The sequence below is a fragment of the Streptomyces sp. NPDC005803 genome (assembly GCF_040630435.1).
Classification (GTDB): Bacteria; Actinomycetota; Actinomycetes; order Streptomycetales; family Streptomycetaceae; genus Streptomyces.
In genome coordinates this window covers 49475-71622 of record NZ_JBEXXO010000025.1, presented here as the reverse complement: position 1 = coordinate 71622, position 22148 = coordinate 49475, and the positions used below count along the sequence as shown (strand labels likewise).

Below are 22148 nucleotides of genomic sequence, written 5' to 3'. Positions count from 1 at the left end.
GGAAACCATGGCCCCAGCTGCCATGCGTACGGCCGCACGATCACTCTCCGACGCGAAGCCGGTGTCGTTCTGGCTGGACGACCCCGGCCGGCCCGAGGCGCTTCCCGCGCTCACCGGTGACGAGCACTGCGATCTCCTCGTCATCGGCGGCGGCTACAGCGGACTGTGGACCGCGCTGCTCGCCAAGGAGCGTGAACCGGAACGCGATGTCGTCCTGATCGAGGGGCGCGAGACGGGCTGGGCCGCCTCGGGCCGCAACGGCGGGTTCTGTGCCGCCTCCCTCACCCACGGCCTGCCCAACGGAGTGGAGCGCTGGCCGGACGAGATCAAGAAGCTGGAGGAGCTGGGCGCGCGCAACCTGGACGCCATCGAGGAGGCCGTGGCCCGCTACTCCATCGACTGCGACTTCGAGCGCACCGGCGAGATCGATGTCGCCACCCAGCCCCACCAGCTCGATGAGCTGCGGGAATGGCACCAGGAAACCGAGCGGCACGGCTTCGGCGGGGTCGAGTTCCTCGACCGGGACGCCCTGCGCGCAGAAGTCGACTCGCCGACTTTCCTGGGTGGCCTGTGGGACCGGAGGGGTGTCGCGATGCTGCATCCGGCCAAGCTGGTCTGGGGCCTGAAGCAGGCCTGTCTCGATCTCGGGGTGCGGATCTACGAGCACACCCGCGGACTGGAACTGGCCCGAACCGGAACCGGAATGGCGGTCCGCACGCCGTACGGGAAGGTCCTCGCCCGCCGCGTCGCCCTGGGCACGAACATCTTCCCCTCGCTCGTGAAGCGGGTCCGCCCGTACACCGTCCCGGTCTACGACTACGCGCTGATGACCGAGCCGCTCACCGAGGACCAGCTCGCCGCCATCGGCTGGAAGAACCGGCAGGGACTGGGGGACAGCGCCCATCAGTTCCACTACTTCCGGCTTTCCGCGGACAACCGGATCCTGTGGGGTGGATATGACGCGATCTATCCGTACGGCGGCCGGCTCAGCGCGGAACTGGACCAGCGGCCCGAGACGTTCCTGAAACTCGCCGGACAGTTCTTCGAGTGTTTCCCGCAATTGTCGGGCGTGCGTTTCAGTCATGCCTGGGGCGGTGCGATCGACACCTGTTCCCGCTTCTCCGCGTTCTTCGGAACGGCCCATCAGGGCCGGGTCGCCTACGCCGCCGGATTCACCGGACTCGGGGTCGGAGCCACTCGTTTCGGCGCCGATGTCATGCTCGACCTGCTGGCGGGCGAGCGGACCGTACGGACCGCGCTGGAGATGGTGCGGACCAAGCCGATGCCGTTCCCGCCGGAACCTCTCGCGTGGGCCGGGATCGAGCTGACGAAGCGGTCGCTGGCCAGGGCGGACAGCAACGGCGGCCACCGCAATCTGTGGCTGCGGACGATGGACCGCTTGGGCCTCGGCTTCGACAGCTGAGCCGCGGCCCGCTCCCTCGTGACCCAGCTCACTGCCGATCGGAAGCCGAACCCGCGTAAGGGAACGGCCCGGCCCCTCTCTACCGGGTGGACGCACCGGCGACTCCCGCCGGTGCCACACGGAGTGGAGGCCGGACATGGCGGGCACGGGGGTCGAGGCGGCAGTCGAGTGGCTTGCGTCGGTGGCGCAGGATCCGGACGCCTGCCGGTGGGAATGGGAGTGCGATCCGCGAGGGACCGCACTCCTTCCCGCCGGCAGGCGCTGGGACGTGCTGATTCTTCCGGGGGAGCTGGGCCGGCCGACGCTCGACGTGCTGACCCGCCTCATCGACCGGCCGGGACCGGTCCTCTCCGACTTCGGCGACGCCCGCACGGGCTTCTTCGTGCCGCCGGGCACGGTCGCCCGCTGGGCGGGCACGGGGGTACGGGGTGCGGGCCGGGGCACCTGGATCGTCGTCCCCCACCCGGGGCGGGCCGCCGCCGGCGGCGGGGTGCGCTGGCTGATCCCGCCGGACGGGTCCGGAACGCTCACCGACGCCACCCTGCTGGAACTGGCGATGCACGAGGCCGCGGCGCGAGGCAGGGGATAGGGGGCGGGACGCCGGAGGGGAAGGGGCGGCGGTGCCAGAGGTCTTGACAACCTGATTGGTCTGGACCATGTTGTGCGCCACACCTCATTCCCCCCTGCACGGAGGCCGTTGTGGAACGCACGGGACCCCCCGCCCGCATGACCGGAATTCTGGCCGCCTTCTCGACGGCCCTGCTGGCTGTCGGCGGGCTGGCCGCCACGGCTCCCGGCGCCGCAGCCGCCGACGCCGATCTGGCGCGCAACGGCACCTTCGAGTCCGGCCTGAGCGGCTGGAACTGTACGGGCGGCAGCGGAGCGGTCGTCAGCACGCCCGTACACGCGGGCAGTTCGGCCCTGAAGGCCACCCCGGCCGGCCAGGACAACGCCAAGTGCTCCCAGGCCGTGACGGTCAGGCCGGGATCCACCTACACGCTGAGCGCGTGGGTGCAGGGCAGCTATGTCTACCTGGGCGCGGAGGGCACCGGTACGACGGACGTCTCCACCTGGACGCAGTCCGCCCCGGGCTGGCAGCGGCTCACCACCACGTTCACCACCGGGCCGTCCACCACCTCGGTCACCGTGTACACGCACGGCTGGTACGGCACCCCCGCCTACTACGCCGACGACCTCACCCTCGTCGGCCCCGGCGGCGACCCGGTCGTGCTCCCGGCGACCCCCGCGGGCCTCAAGGCCGGCACGCCCACCTCGTCCTCGGTGCCGCTGTCCTGGACGGCCGCCACGGGCGCCACCGGCTACAACGTCTACCGGGGCGGTACGAAGGTCCTCTCCACCACCGGCACCTCGGCGACCGTGACGGGCCTGACCGCCTCGACCGCGTACAGCTTCCAGGTCTCGGCCACCAACGAAGCGGGTGAGTCCGCGAAGTCAGCGGCGGTCTCCGCCACCACCACGGCGGGAGGCGGCGGAGGCGGCAGCACGGACCTGCCGGCCCACGCGCTCGTCGGCTACCTGCACTCCAGCTTCGCGAACGGCTCCGGCTACACCCGGATGGCGGACGTCCCCGACTCCTGGGACGTCATCGACCTGGCCTTCGGCGAGCCGACCTCCGTCACCTCCGGCGACATCCGCTTCTCGCTCTGCCCGGTCGCCGAATGCCCCAATGTCGAATCGGCGGCCGAGTTCAAGGCGGCCATCAAGGCCAAGCAGGCCGCCGGCAAGAAGGTGCTGATCTCGATCGGCGGCGCCAACGGCCAGGTACAGCTCGCCACCACCGCCGCGCGTGACACCTTCGTCTCCTCGGTCAGCAAGATCATCGACGAGTACGGCCTGGACGGCCTGGACATCGACTTCGAGGGCCACTCCCTCTCGCTGAACACCGGCGACACCGACTTCCGGAACCCCACCACGCCCGTCGTCGTCAACCTGATCTCCGCGGTGAAGACCCTCAAGGCCAAGTACGGGGCGAAGTTCGTCCTCACCATGGCCCCGGAGACCTTCTTCGTGCAGCTCGGCTACCAGTACTACGGCTCCGGGCCGTGGGGCGGCCAGGACCCGCGGGCCGGGGCCTACCTGCCGGTGATCCACGCGCTGCGCGACGACCTCACCCTGCTGCACGTCCAGGACTACAACTCGGGCTCCATCATGGGTCTGGACAACCAGTACCACTCCATGGGCGGCGCCGACTTCCACATCGCGATGACCGACATGATGCTGACCGGGTTCCCCGTCGCGGGCGATCAGACGAAGATCTTCCCCGGCCTGCGTCCCGACCAGATCGCGATCGGTCTGCCGGCCTCCACCCAGGCGGGCAACGGCCACACCTCGCCCGCCGAGGTCACCAAGGCGCTGAACTGCCTGACGAAGAAGACCGACTGCGGCTCCTACGCCACGCACGGCACGTGGCCGGGACTGCGCGGGCTGATGACCTGGTCCGTCAACTGGGACCGCTTCAACAACTGGGAGTTCTCGAGGAACTTCGACGCCTACTTCGGCGGCTGAGCACCCCCAGGGCCACCAGCAGCACTCCGCACAGACACCAGCCGGCGGCCACGTCGAGCGGCCAGTGGTAACCGCGGAGCACCAGACCGATGCCCGTCGCCACCGTCAGCAGGACGGCGGCGACGGGCATCATCCACGCGCGCCGCACGTACGGGGCGAGCAGGAGGGCCGTGGCGCCGTACGCGACCGCGGAGGTCGCGGCATGACCCGACGGGTAGTAGCCGGTGGCATCGGTCAGCGGCCCCGGACGGGCGATCCAGTCCTTCAGCGGCACGACGAGCAGCGGCACCGCGGCCATGGTCAGGGCGGCGGCGGTGGGAACGCGGCGCTCTCCACGCGTCAACGACCAGAGGACCGCGCAGCCGAGGACCGGGAGCGCGATCTGCGGGTTGCCGAGATCGGCGAGGAATTCGGTGAGCCACCGCGGACCGTGTCCGGCCAGGGCGCGGCCGGCCCGCTCGTCCAGTCGCCGCAGCGGGCCGTCGGCCACGATCTGCCACGTGGTGAGCGCGAACAGGGCCGACAGGCCCGAGACCACGGAGAGGAAAAGGGCCGTCCGGCCCGGGACAGGGGGGGTTGTTCCGGGCCGGACGGGGGGACCGGTGTGCCGCGCGCCCCGGGGGGTGTGGGGCGGGCGGCCATCCGATCGGTGAGGAGTTCCGGGGCCAGAGGCCCCAGGGGTGTGCGCGAAGGCACAACCAGGACGGCGCTGGGGAAGCTCCGACCCGGTGTCGCCCGCAGTCACCTGCGAGCGGGGTGTTTCTCTCATCTGCGGAAACCGTACGTCAGACGGTGGGGGGACCGACAGCGGGAATGGTATCCCGCCATCGCCCCCGCACACGTTCTTCACAGGCCCTCACGCGGGCGGCGGGCATCCCCGGAGAAAACGCCTCGCGCCGCCTCCGGGGACCGAACGGATCAGACTCCCGCGAACGCCTGCTCGAGGACGTCGAGGCCCTCGTTCAGCAGGTCCTCGCCGATCACCAGCGGCGGCAGGAAGCGCAGGACGTTTCCGTACGTGCCGCAGGTGAGGACCAGGACGCCCTCGGCGTGGCAGGCCTTCGCGAGCTGCGCGGCGGCCTCGGGGTTCGGGTCCTTCGTGCCCGCCTTCACCAGCTCGATCGCGATCATCGCGCCGCGGCCGCGGATGTCACCGATGAGGCCGCCGTTGGACAGCTTCGCCCGCATCTCGGCCAGCCGCCCCTTCATGACCTCCTCGATGCGCCGCGCTTTCCCGTTCAGGTCCAGCTCGCGCATCGTCTCGATGGCGCCGAGAGCGCCCGCGCACGCGACGGGGTTTCCGCCGTACGTACCGCCGAGGCCGCCGGCGTGCGCGGCGTCCATGATCTCGGCGCGGCCGGTGACGGCGGAGAGCGGGAGGCCGCCCGCGATGCCCTTGGCGGTCGTGATCAGGTCCGGGACGATGCCCTCGTCCTCACAGGCGAACCACTGGCCGGTGCGGCAGAAGCCGGACTGGATCTCGTCGGCGACGAAGACGATGCCGTTGTCCTCGGCGAACCGCGCGATCGCCGGGAGGAAGCCCTTCGCCGGCTCGATGAAGCCGCCCTCGCCGAGGACCGGCTCGATGATGATCGCGGCGACGTTCTCCGCGCCGATCTGCTTGGTGATCTGGTCGATGGCCTGGGCGGACGCCTCGGCGCCGGCGTTCTCCGCGCCGGTCGGCCAGCGGTAGCCGTACGCCACCGGCACCCGGTAGACCTCGGGCGCGAACGGGCCGAAGCCCTGCTTGTACGGCATGTTCTTCGCCGTCAGCGCCATCGTGAGGTTGGTCCGGCCGTGGTAGCCGTGGTCGAAGACGACGACCGCGGTGCGCTTGGTGTAGGCACGGGCGATCTTCACCGCGTTCTCGACCGCCTCGGCGCCCGAGTTGAACAGCGCGGACTTCTTCGCGTGGTCGCCCGGCGTGAGCTCGGCGAGCTGCTCGCAGACCTCGACGTACCCCTCGTACGGCGTGACCATGAAACAGGTGTGCGTGAAGTCGGCGAGCTGGGCGGTCGCGCGGCGCACGACGGCCTCGGCGGAGGCGCCGACGGACGTGACGGCGATGCCGGAACCGAAGTCGATCAGACGGTTCCCGTCCACGTCCTCGATGATCCCGCCGCCGGCGCGGGCGGTGAACACCGGCAGGGTGGACCCCACACCCGCGGCGACCGCCGCGAGCCGGCGGGCCTGCAGCTCCACGGACTTCGGGCCGGGAATGGCCGTGACGACGCGGCGCTCCTGCGGAATTGCGGTCATGCGGGGCTCCTGGGGGTGTTTCGGACGCTTCTCTTTCTGCAGGCTATGGGTGGGGGCGGGGGTCCGGCATGCTCCGATCGGGAGTGGTGGAGCGCGTGTCCTTGTCCGCCGAGGACAGAAGGCGGCGCGCCGCGTGGAGACCCTCGGCCCTTCGCCATCCGGGCGCCTTGCTGAACTCACCGCGCGCGCGCACTAGATTGAGCGGGCAGCGGTCGGACCTGGCTGGTCAGGGGGCAACGGTTCATGGACTACGAAGGCACGCACGGCGCCACGGGCGCGCGGGGCGCGCAGCCGCCCGACGGCCGGCCCGGGAGCGCCGTGCCGCGCCCGGCCGGCCCGCCCCCCGCGATGCCGCCCGGTCCGCCGCCCGCCGCCCCGCCCCCGTTCCCCCCGGCGGTCCCGCCACCCGCCCGGCCGCCCTCCGTCCCGGAGCGGCCCGCGGCCTCCCCCGGGCAGCACCGGCCCGCGGGCCCCCGCTCGGCCACGGCCGCGTGGCTCGACGCGCCCCGCCCCAGGACCGAGCCGGGGGTGTGGCGGTACGCGTACGTCCCGAGGCCCGCCGAGCGGCCGCCGCGCCCCTCGCTGATGGGCCCGGCGGCCACGATGGCCCTGTGGCTCCTGCTGTGGCTGCTGCTCACCGAGCGGGCCGTCCCCTACGTGTCCAAGCCGATCGAGATCATCACGGGCCCCGAGTGGTGGTCCTTCGGCGGCCTCAAGGAGGACGCGCCGACGCTGGTGGTCAACTCCACCACCCTCTACTACCAGGTCCTGGTCCTCGGGCTGGGCTTCTGGGCCGCCCGCGTCGGCGGCTGGGCCCATGTCTTCCGCTACTTCGCCGGCCCCCGGCTGGGCCGGGCCAGGCTGGCCCTCTCGGCGTCCGGCGCGGCACTCGCCGTCTGGCTCGTCTGGACGCGGCGGGTCCCGCTCGCCGACGTCATCCTGCCCGCGGTCCCGACCAGCTGGATGCAAGGGGGCGGCAACCGCTACGCGGCGCTGCTCGTCTCGATCGTGCTCTACGCCCTGATCGGCACCGTGATCGTGTGGCCCTTCGCCAGGATCGGCCAGTGGCCGGCCGAACTGCGCCTCCTTTTCGGGCGCGGCGACCCCGGGCCGCAGCGGCCCCGGACCGCCCCGGCACAGGCCGGACCGGCGCAGGCCGGACCGGCCCTGGCCCACTGGCCGGAGCTGCGGGACGCCGGAGAGTCCGACGCCGCGGAGGCACTCACCGCGGCCGTGCACGCCGACCGGCTGAACGACATCGACTGCGTACGGCTGCGCCATGCCTGGGGCGCCACCCGCAACCGCGCCGACCTGCGCGCCGCCTTCACCGAGGCCGTGCTGCGCCAGGGCGCCGACGCCTACCTCCACCCCTCCGGCCGCCGGGACCTGCCCCGGCGCACCGCCGTGCACGACGCGCTCACCGGCCAGGTCCGGATCGGGGACTGCGCCGACGACCCGCGCAACCCCTACGCGCGCCGCGGCTCGGGGATGGCGCTGGAACCCGCGTCGCTGGGCACCTCTCTGCTGGCCGTCGGACCGCCCGGCTCGGGGAAGACGGAGCGGGTGGTCCGGCCCGTCGTCGAATCCCTCGCCCTGCGGGCGCTCACCGGCCAGGCGGCGGTGCTCGCCGTCGGCGGGGCCGGCGACCGGCTCGGCCCGGACGCGGCCTACGACGTCGTCATCAGGATCGGTGACCCCGCCTCGGTGCACGACTTCGACCTGTACGGCGGTACGACCGACCCCGACGAGGCGGCGGCGGCCCTCGCGGAAGGCCTCGCCGGAGACCTCCCCGCCCTGGACACCCGACGGGCGGCGACCGCGCTCGGCCAGCTGCTCGGCCCGTACCGCGCCGTCCACGGCGCCTTCCCCGCCGTACCCGAGCTCCGCGAACTCCTCGAAGGCTCCGCGGCCGCACTGGGCGGCCTGCGCCAGGCGCTGGAGTCGGCCGGTCACCACGCGATGCTGCGCGAGCTGGACGCCCGGCAGCGTCAGGCGGGGGGCGCCGGTGACCCGGCCGCCGTCCTCGCCGACCGGATCGCCGTCCTGGACCGGCCCGCCTTCGCCGGATTCTTCGCCACCGGCCCGGACGCCCGGCCGTTCTCGCTGCGCTCCCTGGAGCAGCATCCGCTGCGGGTGCGCATCGACCTGCCCGAACGTGCCCACGCCGAGGCGTCCCGGGTGCTGGCCCGTCTCGTCCTCGCCCAGTTCAACGCGATCACCGCGGCCCGCGCCGACCGCTCGCTCTTCGTCTGCCTGGTCCTGGACGACGCGACCCACACCGTCACCGCCGAGACCGTCCGGGGCATCCGCCGGCTGCGCTCGGTCAACGCCGGGGCGGTCCTCGCCCTGCGCACCCTGGACGACGTGCCCGAGGAGCTGCACACGGCGCTGCTCGGCGCGGTCGGCTGCACCATGGCCTTCCCCGGCGTCACCACCTGGGACGGCAAACGCTTCGCCGAGGCCTGGGGCAAGGAGTGGGTGGAGGTCCGCGAGGTCGCCCAGCACGGCGTCTTCGCCGACCAGCCGCTCACCCGCGCCCTGCACGCGCTGCGCAAGCTGGCCACCGGCAAGGCCGTCACCACGGACGCGGTGACCGTGCGCCAGGTCGAGCGGGAGCGCTGGTCCGCCTCCGGACTGGCCTACGAGCTGCCCGTCGGCCACGCGGTGCTCTCCCTCACCACCGTCGACGGCGCCCACGCACCCCCGCTCCTGGTCCGGCTCGGCGGCTGACGGAGGTTACGCGGGAGTAGCCGGGCGGGCGGACGCCGACGGTGACGGAACTCTGCCACCCTGGCACAATCGCGGGGAGCCGTTCGTACGGGACGGCGAAATCGCCTCCGTCCCGAAGGTCGCCCGATCCCATGCCCCCCACTCTCGCCTCGCTCGTCCAGCACTCGGCGCTCAAGCTCACGGTGCGTGCGGGGGCGGACCGGCTCGGCACGCCCGTGCGCTGGGCGCACGCCAGTGAGCTGGCCGACCCCGTCCCCTACATGGAGGGCGGTGAGCTGCTCCTGGTCACCGCGACCAACCTCGACGCGGAGGACCCGGAGGCGATGCGGCGGTACGTGCGGCGGCTGGCCGACGCCGGGGTCGCCGGGCTGGGCTTCGCCGTCGGGGTCACCTACGACGACGTGCCCCAGCCCCTGGTCGACGCCGCCGAGGAAGCCGGGCTGCCGCTGCTCGAAGTGCCGCGCCGCACCCCCTTCCTCGCCATCGCCAAAGCCGTCTCGTCCGAGATCGCCGCCGACCAGTACCGGGCCGTCACCGCCGGCTTCGAGGCGCAGCGCGAACTCACCCGAGCGGCCCTGGCCGGGGACGGCCCCGACGAACTGCTCACCCGTCTCGCCGCGCACGTCGACGGCTGGGCCGCGCTGTACGACGCCTCCGGGGCCGTCGTGGCCGCCGCCCCCGACTGGGCGGCCCGCCGCGCCGCCCGGCTCACCCCCGACGTGGAACGCCTGCGCGAGCGCCCGGCGCCGGCCAGCGTCGTCGTCGGCGGCACCGACGACCGCGTCGAGCTCCAGTCCCTGGGCACCGGCCGGCGGGTCCGCGGCGCCCTGGCCGTGGGCACCGGGGCGGCGCTCGGCACCGCGGAGCGCTACGCCGTGCACTCGGCGGTCGCCCTGCTCACCCTCACCACGGCCCGCTCCCGCTCGCTCCAGGGCGCCGAACAGCGGCTCGGCGCCGCGGTGCTGCGCATGCTCCTGGCCGGCCAGCCCGACCACGCGCGGGCGGTCGCCGGGGACCTGTACGGCGGGCTGCTCGACGCGCCCTTCCGGCTGCTCATCGCCGAGGCCGCCGAACCGTCGACCACGGCCCAGCTGACCGAGGCCATGGAGACGGCCGCCGCCCGGTCCGGGGAGACGCTGCTGGCGGTGCCCGAGGGCGCACGCCTGGTCGTGCTGGCCGCCGACGGCGGCGCCGCGGTCGCCGCCTGCACCGCCTACGCCGAAGCGCAGGAGGAAGCGCCCCCGCGCGAACCGTCCGCGGAGGACGCCGAGGTGGTCGTCGGCCTCTCCGCCCCCGCGGGACCGATCGCCGTCTCGGCCGCGTACAAGCAGGCCGAGCAGGCCCTGTCGGTGGCCCGCCGCCGGGGCAGGGCCCTGGTCGAGCACGAGGAACTGGCGGCCGGGTCCGTACTGCCGCTGCTCGCGGACGACGCGGTCAGGGCCTTCGCCGACGGCATGCTCCGCGCCCTGTACGAGCACGACGCCAAGGGCCGCGGCGACCTCGTGGCCTCCCTGCGCGCCTGGCTCGCCCATCACGGCCAGTGGGACGCGGCCGCGGCGGACCTGGGGGTGCACCGGCACACCCTGCGCTACCGGATGCGACGCGTGGAGGAGATCCTCGGCCGCTCGCTGGACGATCCGGACGTCCGGATGGAGCTGTGGCTGGCCCTCAAGGTCGCGAACCCCCCGACGGCGTCGTAGAACCGGCTCCCGCCTGCGACAAACCGGCGCACCCCGGCCCGCCTTCGCTCCACGCCGGACAAACGCCAGGCGGACGGTGCGGCCCTACCGTGGGGGCGGAACACCCCACGCCATCGAAGGGCCGGAACCTCCATGACCTCCACCCACGCCTTCTGGCTGGCCGGCCGAGAGGCCACCGGCGAGGAAAGCTTCGACGTCACCAACTCCTGGGACGGGCGCCTCGTCGGCACCGTCAGCGTGCCCACCGAGGCCCAGGTGGAGGAGGCCGTCGCCGCCGCGCACGCCGTGCGGGACGAGTTCGCCGCGACCCCGGCCCACGTCCGCGCCGCCGCCCTGGACCACGTGGCCCGGCGTCTGACGGAGCGCACCGAGGAGATCGCCCAGGTGATCTCCGCCGAGAACGGCAAGCCGATCAAGTGGGCGCGCGGCGAGGTCGGCCGGGCCGTCTCCGTGTTCCGCTTCGCCTCCGAGGAGGCCCGCCGCTTCAACAGTGGTGACGCCCAGCGCCTGGACACCGACGCCGGCGGCACCGGCCGACTCGGCCTGACCCGCCGCTTCCCGCGCGGCACGGTCCTCGGCATCGCCCCCTTCAACTTCCCGCTGAACCTGAGCGCCCACAAGGTCGCCCCGGCCATCGCCGTCGGGGCCCCGATCATCCTGAAGCCCGCCCCGGCCACCCCGATCTCGTCGCTGATCCTCGGTGAGCTGCTGGCCGAGACCGACCTGCCTGCCGGCTCCTGGTCCGTGCTCACGGTGCCCAACGACAAGATGCCCGCGCTCGTCCAGGACGAGCGGCTGCCCGTGATCTCGTTCACCGGGTCCGCCCCGGTCGGCTACTCGATCATGGACTCGGTGCCGCGCAAGCACTGCACGCTGGAGCTCGGCGGCAACGGCGCCGCGGTCGTCCTCGGCGACTACGCCTCCGAGGCGGACCTGGACTGGGCCGCGACCCGGATCGCGACCTTCTCCAACTACCAGGGCGGCCAGTCCTGCATCTCGGTGCAGCGCGTCATCGCGGACGCGGCGGTCTACGACCGGCTCCTGCCGAAGATCGTCGCGGCCGTCGAGGCCCAGGTCACCGGCGACCCGTCCGACGCCGCCACCGATGTCGGCCCGCTCGTCGACGAGAAGGCCGCCAAGCGCGTCGAGTCGTGGGTCGACGAGGCCGTGCGGGCAGGCGCCCAGCTGCTCGCGGGCGGCAAGCGCGACGGGGCGACCTACGCGCCGACCGTCCTCACCGACCTCCCCGACGGCGTCACCCTCTCCCACGAGGAGGTCTTCGGACCGGTCCTCTCGGTGCAGAAGGTGGACGGCGAGGCCGAGGCGTTCGCCTCCGTGAACTCCTCCCAGTACGGCCTCCAGGCGGGGGTGTTCACCCACGACCTGCAGACCGCCTTCCGCGCCCACCGCGCGCTGGAGGTCGGCGGCGTGATCATCGGCGACGTGCCCTCGTACCGCGCCGACCAGATGCCGTACGGCGGCGCCAAGCAGTCCGGCGTCGGCCGCGAGGGCGTCCGTTACGCGATGGACGACTACACCTACGAGCGCGTCCTGGTCCTCACCGGCCTCGCCCTGTAGGACCCGGGGCGGACGAACGACGGCTGGGGCCCCACTGTGCGGGGGGCTCCAGCCGTTCCGGCATCCCGCACGCCGCGGCGGGCAGTGGAGTGGCGGCCGACCCGATCGGCGCCCGCACGCTGGTGGCGGGTGCAGGAATCGGGTACATACGGACGAGTAGAACCGACAGGCACGCGAGGGCGGACGGTCCCGCCCGACGCGGGCCTGTCGGGACCACCCACCCGACGAAGCGGCGAGGTGAGCTCCTCATGTCCGCACCATCCGCACAACGACCGTCCGCACCCCAGCAGACGCCCAAGGTGACCGAACGCGAAGCGCGACAGGTGGCCGAGGACGCACGCGAGCAGGACTGGCGCAAACCCAGTTTCGCCAAGGAACTCTTCCTGGGCCGCTTCCGGCTCGACCTGATCCACCCGCATCCGCAGCCCGCCGCCGAGGACGTCCGGCGCGGCGAGGAGTTCCTCTCGCGGCTGCGCGCCTTCTGCGAGACCAGCGTCGACGGCGCCCTGATCGAGCGCGAGGCGAGGATCCCCGACGAGGTGGTCAACGGCCTCAAGGAACTCGGCGCGCTCGGCATGAAGATCGATGTGAAGTACGGCGGTCTCGGCCTGACGCAGGTCTACTACAACCGGGCCCTCGCCCTGGCCGGCTCCGCCAGCCCGGCGATCGGCGCCCTCCTCTCGGCGCACCAGTCCATCGGCGTGCCGCAGCCGCTGAAGATCTTCGGCAGCCAGGAGCAGAAGGACGCCTTCCTGCCCCGGCTGGCCCGTACCGACATCTCCGCGTTCCTCCTCACCGAACCGGACGTCGGCTCCGACCCGGCGCGGCTCGCGACCTCGGCCGTCCCCGACGGGGACGACTACGTGCTCGACGGGGTGAAGCTGTGGACCACCAACGGGGTCGTCGCGGACCTCCTGGTCGTCATGGCGCGCGTGCCGAAGTCGGAAGGCCACAAGGGCGGCATCACCGCCTTCGTGGTCGAGGCCGACGCCCCCGGCATCACCGTGGAGCACCGCAACGCCTTCATGGGTCTGCGCGGTCTGGAGAACGGGGTCACCCGCTTCCACCAGGTGCGCGTCCCCGCGGCGAACCGCATCGGCCCGGAAGGCGCCGGACTCAAGATCGCGCTGACCACCCTGAACACGGGACGCCTCTCCCTGCCCGCCATGTGCGTCGGCTCCGGGAAGTGGTGTCTGAAGATCGCCCGCGAGTGGTCGGCGGTCCGCGAGCAGTGGGGCAGGCCCGTGGCCCGGCACGAGGCCGTGGGCGCCAAGATCTCCTTCATCGCGGCGACCACCTTCGCCCTCGAAGCCGTGGTCGACCTCTCCTCGCAGATGGCGGACGAGGACCGCAACGACATCCGGATCGAGGCCGCGCTCGCCAAGCTGTACGGCTCCGAGATGGGCTGTCTGATGGCCGACGAGCTGGTCCAGATCCGCGGCGGCCGGGGCTTCGAGACCGCTGATTCCCTCGCCGCCCGCGGCGAACGGGCCGTCCCCGCCGAGCAGATGCTCCGGGACATGCGGATCAACCGGATCTTCGAGGGCTCGACGGAGATCATGCACCTGCTGATCGCCCGGGAGGCCGTCGACGCCCACCTCAAGGTCGCCGGGGACATCATCGACCCCGACAAGCCGCTCTCCGCCAAGGCCAGGGCGGGCGCGAACGCGGCCGGGTTCTACGCGAAGTGGCTGCCGAAGCTCGTCGCCGGACCGGGACAGCTCCCGCGCACCTACGGGGACTTCCACCCGTCGGGCCACGCCGACCTGTCCGGTCATCTGCGCTACGTCGAACGGTCCTCCCGCAAGCTCGCCCGCTCCACCTTCTACGCCATGTCCCGCTGGCAGGGCCGGATGGAGACCAAGCAGGGCTTCCTCGGCAGGATCGTCGACATCGGCGCGGAACTGTTCGCCATGAGCGCCGCCTGCGTCCGGGCCGAACACCTGCGCGGCGAGGGCGACCACGGCCGCGAGGCCTACCAGCTCGCCGACACCTTCTGCCGCCAGTCCCGCCTCCGGATCGAGGAGCTCTTCACCCGGCTCTGGTCCAACACCGACGACCTCGACCGGAAGGTGGTCGACGGCGTCCTCGCGGGCACGTACACCTGGCTGGAGGAGGGCATCGTCGACCCGAGCGGTGACGGCCCGTGGATCGCCGACGCGGCCCCGGGTCCCTCGACCCGGGAGAACGTGCACCGGCCGATCCGCTGACACAGGGCCGGCGGGGCGCGTCCACTCGCTGGACGCGCCCCGTCGCCCTGCACGCGGCACGGCAGGATGGGCCCCCGTGACCGTCATCCATGTCCCCGGTTCCAAGTCCGTCACCGCGCGCGCCCTCTTCCTGGCCGCCGCCGCGCACGGCACCAGCACCCTCGTACGCCCCCTCAGCTCGGACGACACCGAAGGCTTCGCCGAAGGGCTCACCGCCCTCGGCTACGCGGTGACGCGGGAGGCGGACGCCTGGCACATCACGGGCCTCCCGGCCGGGCCCGCCGCCACCGACGCCGACGTCTACTGCAGGGACGGCGCGACCACGGCCCGGTTCCTGCCGACCCTCGCGGCGGCCGGCGCCCGCGGCAGCTACCGCTTCGACGCCTCGGCCCAGATGCGCCGCCGCCCCCTCGCCCCGCTCACCGAGGCGCTGCGCACGCTCGGCGTCGACCTGCGCCACGAGGCCGCCGAGGGCCACCACCCGCTGCGCATCGAGGCCGCCGGCATCAAGGGCGGCGAACTGACCCTGGACGCCGGGCAGTCCAGCCAGTACCTCACCGCCCTGCTGATGCTCGGACCGCTGACCGCGCAAGGGCTCCGGATCACCGTCACCGATCTGGTGTCGGCGCCGTACATCGAGATCACCCTGGCGATGATGCGGAGCTTCGGCGCCGAGGTCACCCGCGGCGGTCCGGACGGCACCCTCTTCACGGTGCCGCCCGGCGGCTACCGGGCCACCACGTACGCCGTCGAGCCGGACGCCTCCACCGCGAGCTACTTCTTCGCGGCGGCGGCCCTCGGGGGCGAGGTCACCGTTCCGGGCCTCGGGCAGGGCGCCCTCCAGGGGGACCTGCTCTTCGTCGACGTGCTGCGCCGCATGGGCGCGGAGGTGCACATGACGGCGGAGTCCACCACGGTCCGCTCCACCGGTGAGCTCCGGGGCATCACCGTCAACATGCGCGACATCTCCGACACCATGCCGACGCTCGCCGGGATCGCCCCCTTCGCCTCGGGACCGGTCCGCATCGAGGACGTCGGCAACACCCGGGTGAAGGAGTGCGACCGGCTGGAGGCGTGCGCCCGGAACCTGCGCCGGATGGGCATCACGGTCACGACCGGTCCGGACTGGATCGAGATCCGGCCGGGAACCCCGCGGCCCACGGAGATCGAGACCCACGGCGACCACCGCATCGTCATGTCCTTCGCCGTCACCGGCCTGCGGACGCCCGGCATCACGTACGACGACCCCGGCTGCGTACGCAAGACGTTCCCCCGGTTCCACGAGGCCTTCGCCGGGTTCGCGGAGCTCCTGGACCGGCCGGCCCCGGCCGGTACGGACCGATAGGCTCCGCCGCATGATGTCCGCGTCAGACGTGCTGTCCGTGCTCTCCGTGCTGCGCGAGGCGGGTGCGGACGCGGTACTGGCCGGCGGCTGGGGCATCGACGCCCTGATCGGCGAGGAGACCCGTGGCCACAAGGACCTCGACCTGCTGCACCGCCAGGACCAGGAACCTGCCGTCGTCGCCGCGCTGACGGCGGCCGGGTACGCGCAGACGCTCGACCAGCGCCCCGTGCGGTTCGTCATGCGCCGTCCGGACGGTGCCGAAGTCGATCTCCACCCGCTGCGGTTCGCCCCCGACGGATCGGCGGTCCAGTCGTCCTTCGACCCGGACCAGCCCTTTTGCTACCCGGCGGAGTGTTTCGTCACGGGCACCGTCGGCGGGGCGCCGGTGCGCTGCCTCTCGCCGCAGCGGCAGGCCGAATTCCACCAGGGATACGAACCCGCCGCACACGACCTGCACGACATGGCCCACCTCCGCCGGAAATTCGGCATCGCTACGCACTTCTGAATCCGTCCGGCCCGCCGGAGTCACGGACGGGGGACATGCAGCACAATCGAGCCTCGGTCAGGGCGCGAGGCAGCGCCGGCAGATCAGGGAATGGGGACAGGCATGTACGGGGTGAGGAACCAGCGGGGCCGGCGGCGCCGGCTGGCGGCTGTCGGGATCGCGGCCGCGATGGCCCTGGGCGCGTCCGCCTGCGGCGGCGACGGGGACGGCACGGACGGCGGCGCGGCCGGGGGCGACAAGCAGCCCAAGGCCTCGGCCGGGCCCTCGGGCTCCGCGGCGCCCGGCGAGGGCCGGTTGAGGGCCGCGTCCTTCACCGACGGCGAGAAGGTCGGCGCGTACACGGCGTCCGAGTACGTCCTCGACGGCCCGCTCGGCGACGCGTACACCGCCGCCCCGGCCGGCTGCCAGCCCCTCGTCAGCCTCGCCGGCGAGGTCAGCGACCCCGACCCGGCCGCCCAGGTCCAGCGCAAGGTCGACATCCCGGACGAGATGCTCGGCCTGAGCGTCGACGTCACCCTGCGCAGTTACGGCAACGGCGGCGCGGCCACCGTCATGAAGGCCCTCGGCAAGGCCGGCAAGGACTGCGCCGGCGGGTTCACCGAGCAGCGGGCCATCGCGGCGGCGAAGTACCTGAAGGTCGAACCGGCCCGGGCGCCCGCCTTCGCGGCCGAGGCCGACGAGGCGAAGGCGTACCGCTTCACCATCCTCGACGTGAAGGGGAAGGAGAAGCTGTACGAGTACCTCACCGTCGTCCGCTCCGGCTCCACCACCCTCTCCTTCCGCGGCGAGATCACCGGTACGAGGGACATCGGCGGAGTGCCGCCGGAGGTCATGGCCGCCCAGTGGGCCAAGTTCCGTGCGGCGAAGGGCTGAGCGCCCGGTGAGCGGACAGCTACGACGCGGTGGTGGGGACGCCCTGTCCCCACGCACAGCCGATGCCGCCACAATGGGGGGCATGAGCGACAGCCCCGCCCCCCTCGCCGACCCGCACCTCGTCTTCGACGCCGTGGAAGGCCGCCGGGATCTCGTCATCCTCGGCTCCACCGGGTCCATCGGCACCCAGGCCATAGACCTGGTGCTGCGCAATCCCGACCGCTTCCGCGTCACCGCGCTCTCCGCGGCGGGCGGCCGGGTCGCCCTCCTCGCCGAGCAGGCCCGCCGGCTGAAGGTGCGCACGGTCGCCGTCGCCTCCCCCGAGGCGGTGCCGGCCCTGCGCGAGGCGCTGCGCAAGGAGTACGGAGCGGGGGAGCAGCCTCCCGAGATCCTCGCCGGACCCGACGCCGCCACGGACCTGGCCGGCAGCGACTGCCACACCGTGCTGAACGGGATCACCGGCTCGATCGGTCTCGCTCCCACCCTGGCCGCGCTGAAGGCGGGCCGCACGCTGGCGCTCGCCAACAAGGAGTCGCTGATCGTCGGCGGTCCGCTGGTCAAGGCGCTCGCCGCCCCCGGCCAGATCATCCCGGTCGACTCCGAACACGCCGCGCTCTTCCAGGCGCTCGCGGCCGGCAAGCGCGCCGATGTGCGCAGGCTCGTCGTCACCGCGTCCGGCGGCCCGTTCCGGGGGCGCACGCGCGACGAGCTCGCCGACGTCACCCGGGAACAGGCCCTCGCCCACCCGACCTGGGCCATGGGCCCGGTCATCACGGTCAATTCGGCCACCCTCGTCAACAAGGGTCTTGAGGTCATCGAGGCGCACCTCCTCTACGACATCCCCTTCGACCGGATCGAGGTCGTGGTCCACCCCCAGTCCTACGTCCACTCCATGGTGGAGTTCACCGACGGCTCCACCCTCGCCCAAGCCACCCCGCCCGACATGCGCGGCCCCATCGCCATCGGCCTCGGCTGGCCGCAGCGCGTCCCCGACGCGGCCCCCGCCTTCGACTGGACGAAGGCCTCCACGTGGGAGTTCTTCCCGCTCGACACCGAGGCCTTCCCCTCGGTCGGGCTCGCGCGGCACGTGGGCACGCTGGGCGGGACCGCGCCGGCGGTGTTCAACGCGGCGAACGAGGAGTGCGTGGACGCGTTCCTGGCCGGGCGGCTGGCGTTCAACGGGATCATGGACACCGTCACGGCGGTGGTGTCCGAACACGGAACGCCGCCGGCGGGAACTTCGCTGACCGTCGCGGACGTCCTTGAAGCGGAGGCCTGGGCGCGGACCCGGGCCCGTGAACTCTCGGCCAAGGCCACCGCGGAGGCGCGCGCATGAGCACGACGACGATCCTGCTGACGATTCTCGGCATCGCCGTCTTCGCCGTCGGCCTGCTGTTCTCCATCGCCTGGCACGAGCTGGGCCACCTGTCGACCGCGAAGCTCTTCGGCATCCGCGTCCCCCAGTACATGGTGGGCTTCGGCCCGACGGTCTGGTCGCGGAAGAAGGGCGACACGGAGTACGGGATCAAGGCCATCCCGGCCGGCGGCTACATCCGCATGATCGGGATGTTCCCGCCGGGTCCGGACGGGAAGCTGGAGGCACGCTCCACCTCACCGTGGCGCGGCATGATCGAGGACGCCAGGTCCGCCGCCTTCGAAGAGCTCGAACCGGGTGACGAGAAGCGTCTGTTCTACACGCGCAAGCCGTGGAAGCGCGTCATCGTCATGTTCGCCGGGCCGTTCATGAACCTGGTCCTGGCCGTGGCGATCTTCCTCGGTGTGGCCATGACCTTCGGATTCCAGACGCAGACGACCGAAGTCGCCGGCGTCCAGAAGTGCGTGATCTCCCAGAGCGAGAAGCGGGACGCCTGCAAGAAGTCCGACCCGGTCTCACCCGCCCAGGCCGCGGGGCTGAAGGTGGGCGACAAGATCGTCGCCTTCGACGGGCAGAAGGTCGACGAGTGGTCCGTCCTCTCCGACAGGATCCGCGACACGATCGGCCCGGCCACCATCACGGTGCGGCGCGACGGACAGGAGCTGACCCTCCACGCCGTCCTGAAGAAGAACGCCGTGGCGAAGAAGGACTCCGACGGCGAGGTCGTCCCGGGCAAGTACATCTCCGCCGGCTACCTCGGCTTCGCCGCGCAGACGGAGATCGTCCCGCTCTCCTTCGGTGACTCGGTCGTCCGCATGGGCGACATGATCGAGAACGGCGTCGACTCGATCATCGCCCTGCCGTCCAAGATCCCCGACCTCTGGGACGCGGCGTTCGGCGACGGCGAGCGCGCGGACGACTCCCCGGTGGGTGTCGTCGGCGCGGCCAGGATCGGCGGCGAGGTGATGACGCTGGACGTTCCGGCGCAGAACCAGATCGCGATGATGCTGTTCCTGCTGGCCGGCTTCAACCTCTCGCTGTTCCTCTTCAACATGCTGCCGCTGCTCCCGCTCGACGGCGGCCACATCGCGGGGGCCCTGTGGGAGGCGCTGCGCCGGAACGTGGCGCGGGTCTTCAAGCGCCCCGACCCCGGTCCGTTCGACGTCGCCAAGCTGATGCCGGTCGCCTACGTGGTCGCCGGGGTGTTCATCTGCTTCACCCTGCTCGTCCTGGTCGCCGACGTCGTCAATCCGGTCAAGATCTCCTGACCCCGGTGCCGGGGGGGCCCGCGTGCACCGCGCGTGACGGCGGATGCGCGCGGTGCGTCCGGGAGCCCATATTTTGCCCGGGCACCCGGACGCGGTGTGCTTCACGCCGTGCCCGGTGCCGTAACCTCGAAGGCCGGAGCCCGCCGATGCCGGGACCTCGATCCACACCTTGGGGATGCTCAGCGCATGACTGCCATTTCTCTCGGAATGCCTACCGTTCCGACCCAGCTCGCCGTGCGGCGGGTCAGCCGCAAGATCCAGGTCGGGTCGGTGGCGGTCGGCGGGGACGCGCCGGTCTCGGTGCAGTCGATGACGACGACGCGTACGTCGGACATCGGTGCCACGTTGCAGCAGATCGCGGAGCTGACGGCCTCGGGCTGTCAGATCGTGCGGGTGGCGTGCCCGACGCAGGACGACGCGGACGCGCTCGCGACGATCGCCTCCAAGTCGCAGATCCCGGTGATCGCGGACATCCACTTCCAGCCGAAGTACGTGTTCGCCGCGATCGACGCGGGCTGCGCGGCGGTGCGGGTGAACCCCGGGAACATCAAGCAGTTCGACGACAAGGTCAAGGAGATCGCGCGGGCGGCGAACGACGCCGGGACGCCGATCCGCATCGGTGTCAACGCGGGTTCGCTGGACGCGCGGCTCCTGAAGAAGTACGGCAAGGCGACGCCGGAGGCCCTGGTGGAGTCGGCGCTGTGGGAGGCGTCCCTCTTCGAGGAGCACGGCTTCCGTGACATCAAGATCTCGGTGAAGCACAACGACCCGGTCGTGATGGTCAACGCCTACCGGCAGCTCGCCGCTCAGTGCGACTACCCGCTGCACCTGGGTGTGACCGAGGCCGGCCCGGCCTTCCAGGGCACGATCAAGTCGGCCGTCGCCTTCGGCGCCCTGCTGAGCGAAGGCATCGGAGACACGATCCGCGTCTCGCTGTCCGCGCCGCCGGCCGAGGAGGTCAAGGTCGGGCTCCAGATCCTGGAGTCGCTCAACCTGAAGCAGCGCCGGCTGGAGATCGTCTCCTGCCCGTCGTGCGGCCGTGCGCAGGTGGACGTGTACAAGCTGGCCGACCAGGTGAGCGCGGGCCTCGAAGGCATGGAGGTCCCGCTCCGGGTCGCCGTGATGGGCTGTGTCGTCAACGGTCCCGGCGAGGCACGCGAGGCGGACCTGGGTGTGGCCTCGGGCAACGGCAAGGGCCAGATCTTCGTCAAGGGCGAGATCATCAAGACGGTGCCCGAGTCGAAGATCGTCGAGACCCTTATCGAGGAAGCCCTCAAGATCGCCGAGCAGATGGAGAAGGACGGCGTCGCCTCCGGCGAGCCCGAGGTCTCCATCAGTTGAGCTCCCGCCTTCCACGAGCAGCGCCCCGCCGGAGGAACCCTCTCCGCGGGGCGTTGCCCGTGAGCCAGGTCACCGCCTCCCGCGGCGGCGGTTCACGACCACGAGCGGCGTGCCCCGGCCTCTTTGGGTACAGTGCGGAAATCAGCAGACCGTATGGTGAGGCCCCCTCGTGTTGACGCAGACCACCACCCGGGTCCTCGAACCCAGCGACCTCGGCGCCGCCCTGGCGGTGCTGGAGAGCGAACCCGTAGCCAACGCCTTCGTGACCTCCCGGGTCCAGATCGCCGGCCTCGACCCCTGGCGCCTCGGCGGCGAGATGTGGGGCTGGTACACAGACGGCCACCTGCGCTCGCTCTGCTACTCGGGCGCCAACCTCGTCCCCATCTGCGCCACCCCCGAGGCCGTCCGGGCCTTCGCCGACCGCGCCCGCAGGGCCGGCCGCCGCTGCTCCTCGATCGTGGGCCCGGCAGGCCCCACCGCACAGCTGTGGCGGCTCCTCGAACCCGGCTGGGGCCCCGCCCGCGAAGTCCGGGCCAACCAGCCGCTCATGGTCACCGAGAGCCCCTCCGCCGACGTGGCACCCGACCCGCTGGTCCGCCGCGTCCGCAAGGACGAGATGGACGTCCTCATGCCGGCCTGCGTCGCCATGTTCACCGAAGAGGTCGGCATCTCCCCGCTCGCGGGCGACGGCGGACTCCTCTACCAGGCCCGCGTCGCCGAACTCATCGGCGCCGGCCGCTCCTTCGCCCGGATCGAGGACGGCAAGGTCGTCTTCAAGGCGGAGATCGGCGCCACCACCGCACAGGCCTGCCAGATCCAAGGCGTCTGGGTAGCACCGGAATTCCGCGGCCGCGGCCACTCCGAGACCGGCATGGCGGCCGTCCTGCGGTACGCGCTCGCCGATGTCGCGCCGATCGTCAGCCTGTACGTCAACGACTACAACACCCCCGCGCGCAAGGCCTACCGCCGCATCGGCTTCCGCGAGACCGGTGCGTTCATGAGCGTGCTGTTCTGA

General features: G+C 72.4%; 16 protein-coding genes. 14 read left to right on the top strand and 2 right to left on the bottom strand.

Annotation, left to right across the window (positions count from 1 at the left end; all coding sequences use genetic code 11):
• Window positions 1–7 precede the first annotated feature (7 nt).
• The 3 genes from ABZ454_RS29885 to ABZ454_RS29875 all read left to right on the top strand — a co-directional run bounded on the left by ABZ454_RS29885 (window position 8) and on the right by ABZ454_RS29875 (window position 3949).
• Window positions 8–1423, top strand: coding sequence for an FAD-dependent oxidoreductase (locus ABZ454_RS29885; RefSeq protein WP_359542572.1), 1416 nt, complete (start codon window positions 8–10; stop codon window positions 1421–1423).
• A gap of 136 nt (window positions 1424–1559) precedes the next feature.
• Window positions 1560–2012 (top strand): hypothetical protein, encoded by a 453-nt coding sequence (locus ABZ454_RS29880; protein WP_359542571.1) that lies wholly within the window; start codon window positions 1560–1562, stop codon window positions 2010–2012.
• A 110-nt stretch (window positions 2013–2122) separates the two neighbouring features.
• The gene (locus tag ABZ454_RS29875) at window positions 2123–3949 is read left to right on the top strand and encodes a glycoside hydrolase family 18 protein (RefSeq protein WP_359542569.1); all 1827 of its coding nucleotides are present in this window, start codon (window positions 2123–2125) and stop codon (window positions 3947–3949) included.
• On the opposite strand, the gene ABZ454_RS29870 is transcribed toward ABZ454_RS29875, so the two are convergent.
• Together ABZ454_RS29870 and gabT are read right to left on the bottom strand one after the other, a co-directional pair.
• Window positions 3900–4718 carry a phosphatase PAP2 family protein gene (locus ABZ454_RS29870; protein WP_356319596.1) on the bottom strand — a complete coding sequence of 273 codons (819 nt, stop codon included), beginning with the start codon at window positions 4716–4718 and terminating at the stop codon, window positions 3900–3902. The genes ABZ454_RS29875 and ABZ454_RS29870 overlap by 50 nt on opposite strands.
• Window positions 4719–4867: 149 nt before the next feature.
• Window positions 4868–6208, bottom strand: coding sequence for a 4-aminobutyrate--2-oxoglutarate transaminase (gene gabT / locus ABZ454_RS29865; protein WP_359542567.1), 1341 nt, complete (start codon window positions 6206–6208; stop codon window positions 4868–4870).
• Window positions 6209–6451: 243 nt separating this feature from the next.
• Between gabT and ABZ454_RS29860 the strand changes: the two genes are divergently transcribed.
• From ABZ454_RS29860 to ABZ454_RS29810, 11 genes are all read left to right on the top strand, one after another.
• A complete protein-coding gene (locus tag ABZ454_RS29860; protein ID WP_359542564.1) occupies window positions 6452–8938 on the top strand; it encodes an ATP/GTP-binding protein in 2487 nt (828 codons plus the stop codon).
• 131 nt (window positions 8939–9069) lie between these two features.
• On the top strand, window positions 9070–10638 hold the full coding sequence (locus ABZ454_RS29855) for a PucR family transcriptional regulator (RefSeq protein WP_359542561.1): 1569 nt from the start codon (window positions 9070–9072) through the stop codon (window positions 10636–10638).
• 132 nt (window positions 10639–10770) lie between these two features.
• Window positions 10771–12216 (top strand): aldehyde dehydrogenase family protein, encoded by a 1446-nt coding sequence (locus tag ABZ454_RS29850; RefSeq protein WP_356319592.1) that lies wholly within the window; start codon window positions 10771–10773, stop codon window positions 12214–12216.
• Between the two features lie 248 nt (window positions 12217–12464).
• A complete protein-coding gene (locus ABZ454_RS29845) occupies window positions 12465–14426 on the top strand; it encodes an acyl-CoA dehydrogenase family protein (RefSeq protein ID WP_359542558.1) in 1962 nt (653 codons plus the stop codon).
• A 76-nt stretch (window positions 14427–14502) separates the two neighbouring features.
• Window positions 14503–15771: a 3-phosphoshikimate 1-carboxyvinyltransferase gene (aroA, locus tag ABZ454_RS29840; protein WP_359542555.1), complete on the top strand. Its 1269-nt coding sequence runs from the start codon at window positions 14503–14505 to the stop codon at window positions 15769–15771.
• 10 nt (window positions 15772–15781) lie between these two features.
• The gene (locus ABZ454_RS29835; RefSeq protein WP_359542552.1) at window positions 15782–16276 is read left to right on the top strand and encodes an amino acid transporter; all 495 of its coding nucleotides are present in this window, start codon (window positions 15782–15784) and stop codon (window positions 16274–16276) included.
• Window positions 16277–16378: 102 nt separating this feature from the next.
• Window positions 16379–17149 (top strand): hypothetical protein, encoded by a 771-nt coding sequence (locus ABZ454_RS29830; protein ID WP_356319588.1) that lies wholly within the window; start codon window positions 16379–16381, stop codon window positions 17147–17149.
• 82 nt (window positions 17150–17231) lie between these two features.
• Window positions 17232–18485: a 1-deoxy-D-xylulose-5-phosphate reductoisomerase gene (gene dxr / locus ABZ454_RS29825; protein ID WP_359542549.1), complete on the top strand. Its 1254-nt coding sequence runs from the start codon at window positions 17232–17234 to the stop codon at window positions 18483–18485.
• Window positions 18482–19792, top strand: coding sequence for a site-2 protease family protein (locus tag ABZ454_RS29820; RefSeq protein WP_359542547.1), 1311 nt, complete (start codon window positions 18482–18484; stop codon window positions 19790–19792). Before dxr ends, ABZ454_RS29820 begins: the two co-directional genes overlap by 4 nt.
• Before the next feature lie 186 nt (window positions 19793–19978).
• Window positions 19979–21133 carry a flavodoxin-dependent (E)-4-hydroxy-3-methylbut-2-enyl-diphosphate synthase gene (gene ispG, locus ABZ454_RS29815; protein WP_356319585.1) on the top strand — a complete coding sequence of 385 codons (1155 nt, stop codon included), beginning with the start codon at window positions 19979–19981 and terminating at the stop codon, window positions 21131–21133.
• A gap of 172 nt (window positions 21134–21305) precedes the next feature.
• Window positions 21306–22148 (top strand): GNAT family N-acetyltransferase, encoded by an 843-nt coding sequence (locus ABZ454_RS29810; protein ID WP_359542641.1) that lies wholly within the window; start codon window positions 21306–21308, stop codon window positions 22146–22148.

Bases quoted from the DNA above. Each gene is read 5' to 3' on its own strand.
- ABZ454_RS29885 (WP_359542572.1), top strand. From the start codon at position 8: ATGGCCCCAGCTGCCATGCGTACGGCCGCACGATCACTCTCCGACGCG.
- ABZ454_RS29880 (WP_359542571.1), top strand. From the start codon at position 1,560: ATGGCGGGCACGGGGGTCGAGGCGGCAGTCGAGTGGCTTGCGTCGGTG.
- ABZ454_RS29870 (WP_356319596.1), bottom strand. From the start codon at position 4,718: ATGAGAGAAACACCCCGCTCGCAGGTGACTGCGGGCGACACCGGGTCG.
- gabT (WP_359542567.1), bottom strand. From the start codon at position 6,208: ATGACCGCAATTCCGCAGGAGCGCCGCGTCGTCACGGCCATTCCCGGC.
- ABZ454_RS29860 (WP_359542564.1), top strand. From the start codon at position 6,452: ATGGACTACGAAGGCACGCACGGCGCCACGGGCGCGCGGGGCGCGCAG.
- ABZ454_RS29855 (WP_359542561.1), top strand. From the start codon at position 9,070: ATGCCCCCCACTCTCGCCTCGCTCGTCCAGCACTCGGCGCTCAAGCTC.
- ABZ454_RS29850 (WP_356319592.1), top strand. From the start codon at position 10,771: ATGACCTCCACCCACGCCTTCTGGCTGGCCGGCCGAGAGGCCACCGGC.
- ABZ454_RS29845 (WP_359542558.1), top strand. From the start codon at position 12,465: ATGTCCGCACCATCCGCACAACGACCGTCCGCACCCCAGCAGACGCCC.
- ABZ454_RS29835 (WP_359542552.1), top strand. From the start codon at position 15,782: ATGATGTCCGCGTCAGACGTGCTGTCCGTGCTCTCCGTGCTGCGCGAG.
- ABZ454_RS29830 (WP_356319588.1), top strand. From the start codon at position 16,379: ATGTACGGGGTGAGGAACCAGCGGGGCCGGCGGCGCCGGCTGGCGGCT.
- dxr (WP_359542549.1), top strand. From the start codon at position 17,232: ATGAGCGACAGCCCCGCCCCCCTCGCCGACCCGCACCTCGTCTTCGAC.
- ABZ454_RS29820 (WP_359542547.1), top strand. From the start codon at position 18,482: ATGAGCACGACGACGATCCTGCTGACGATTCTCGGCATCGCCGTCTTC.
- ispG (WP_356319585.1), top strand. From the start codon at position 19,979: ATGACTGCCATTTCTCTCGGAATGCCTACCGTTCCGACCCAGCTCGCC.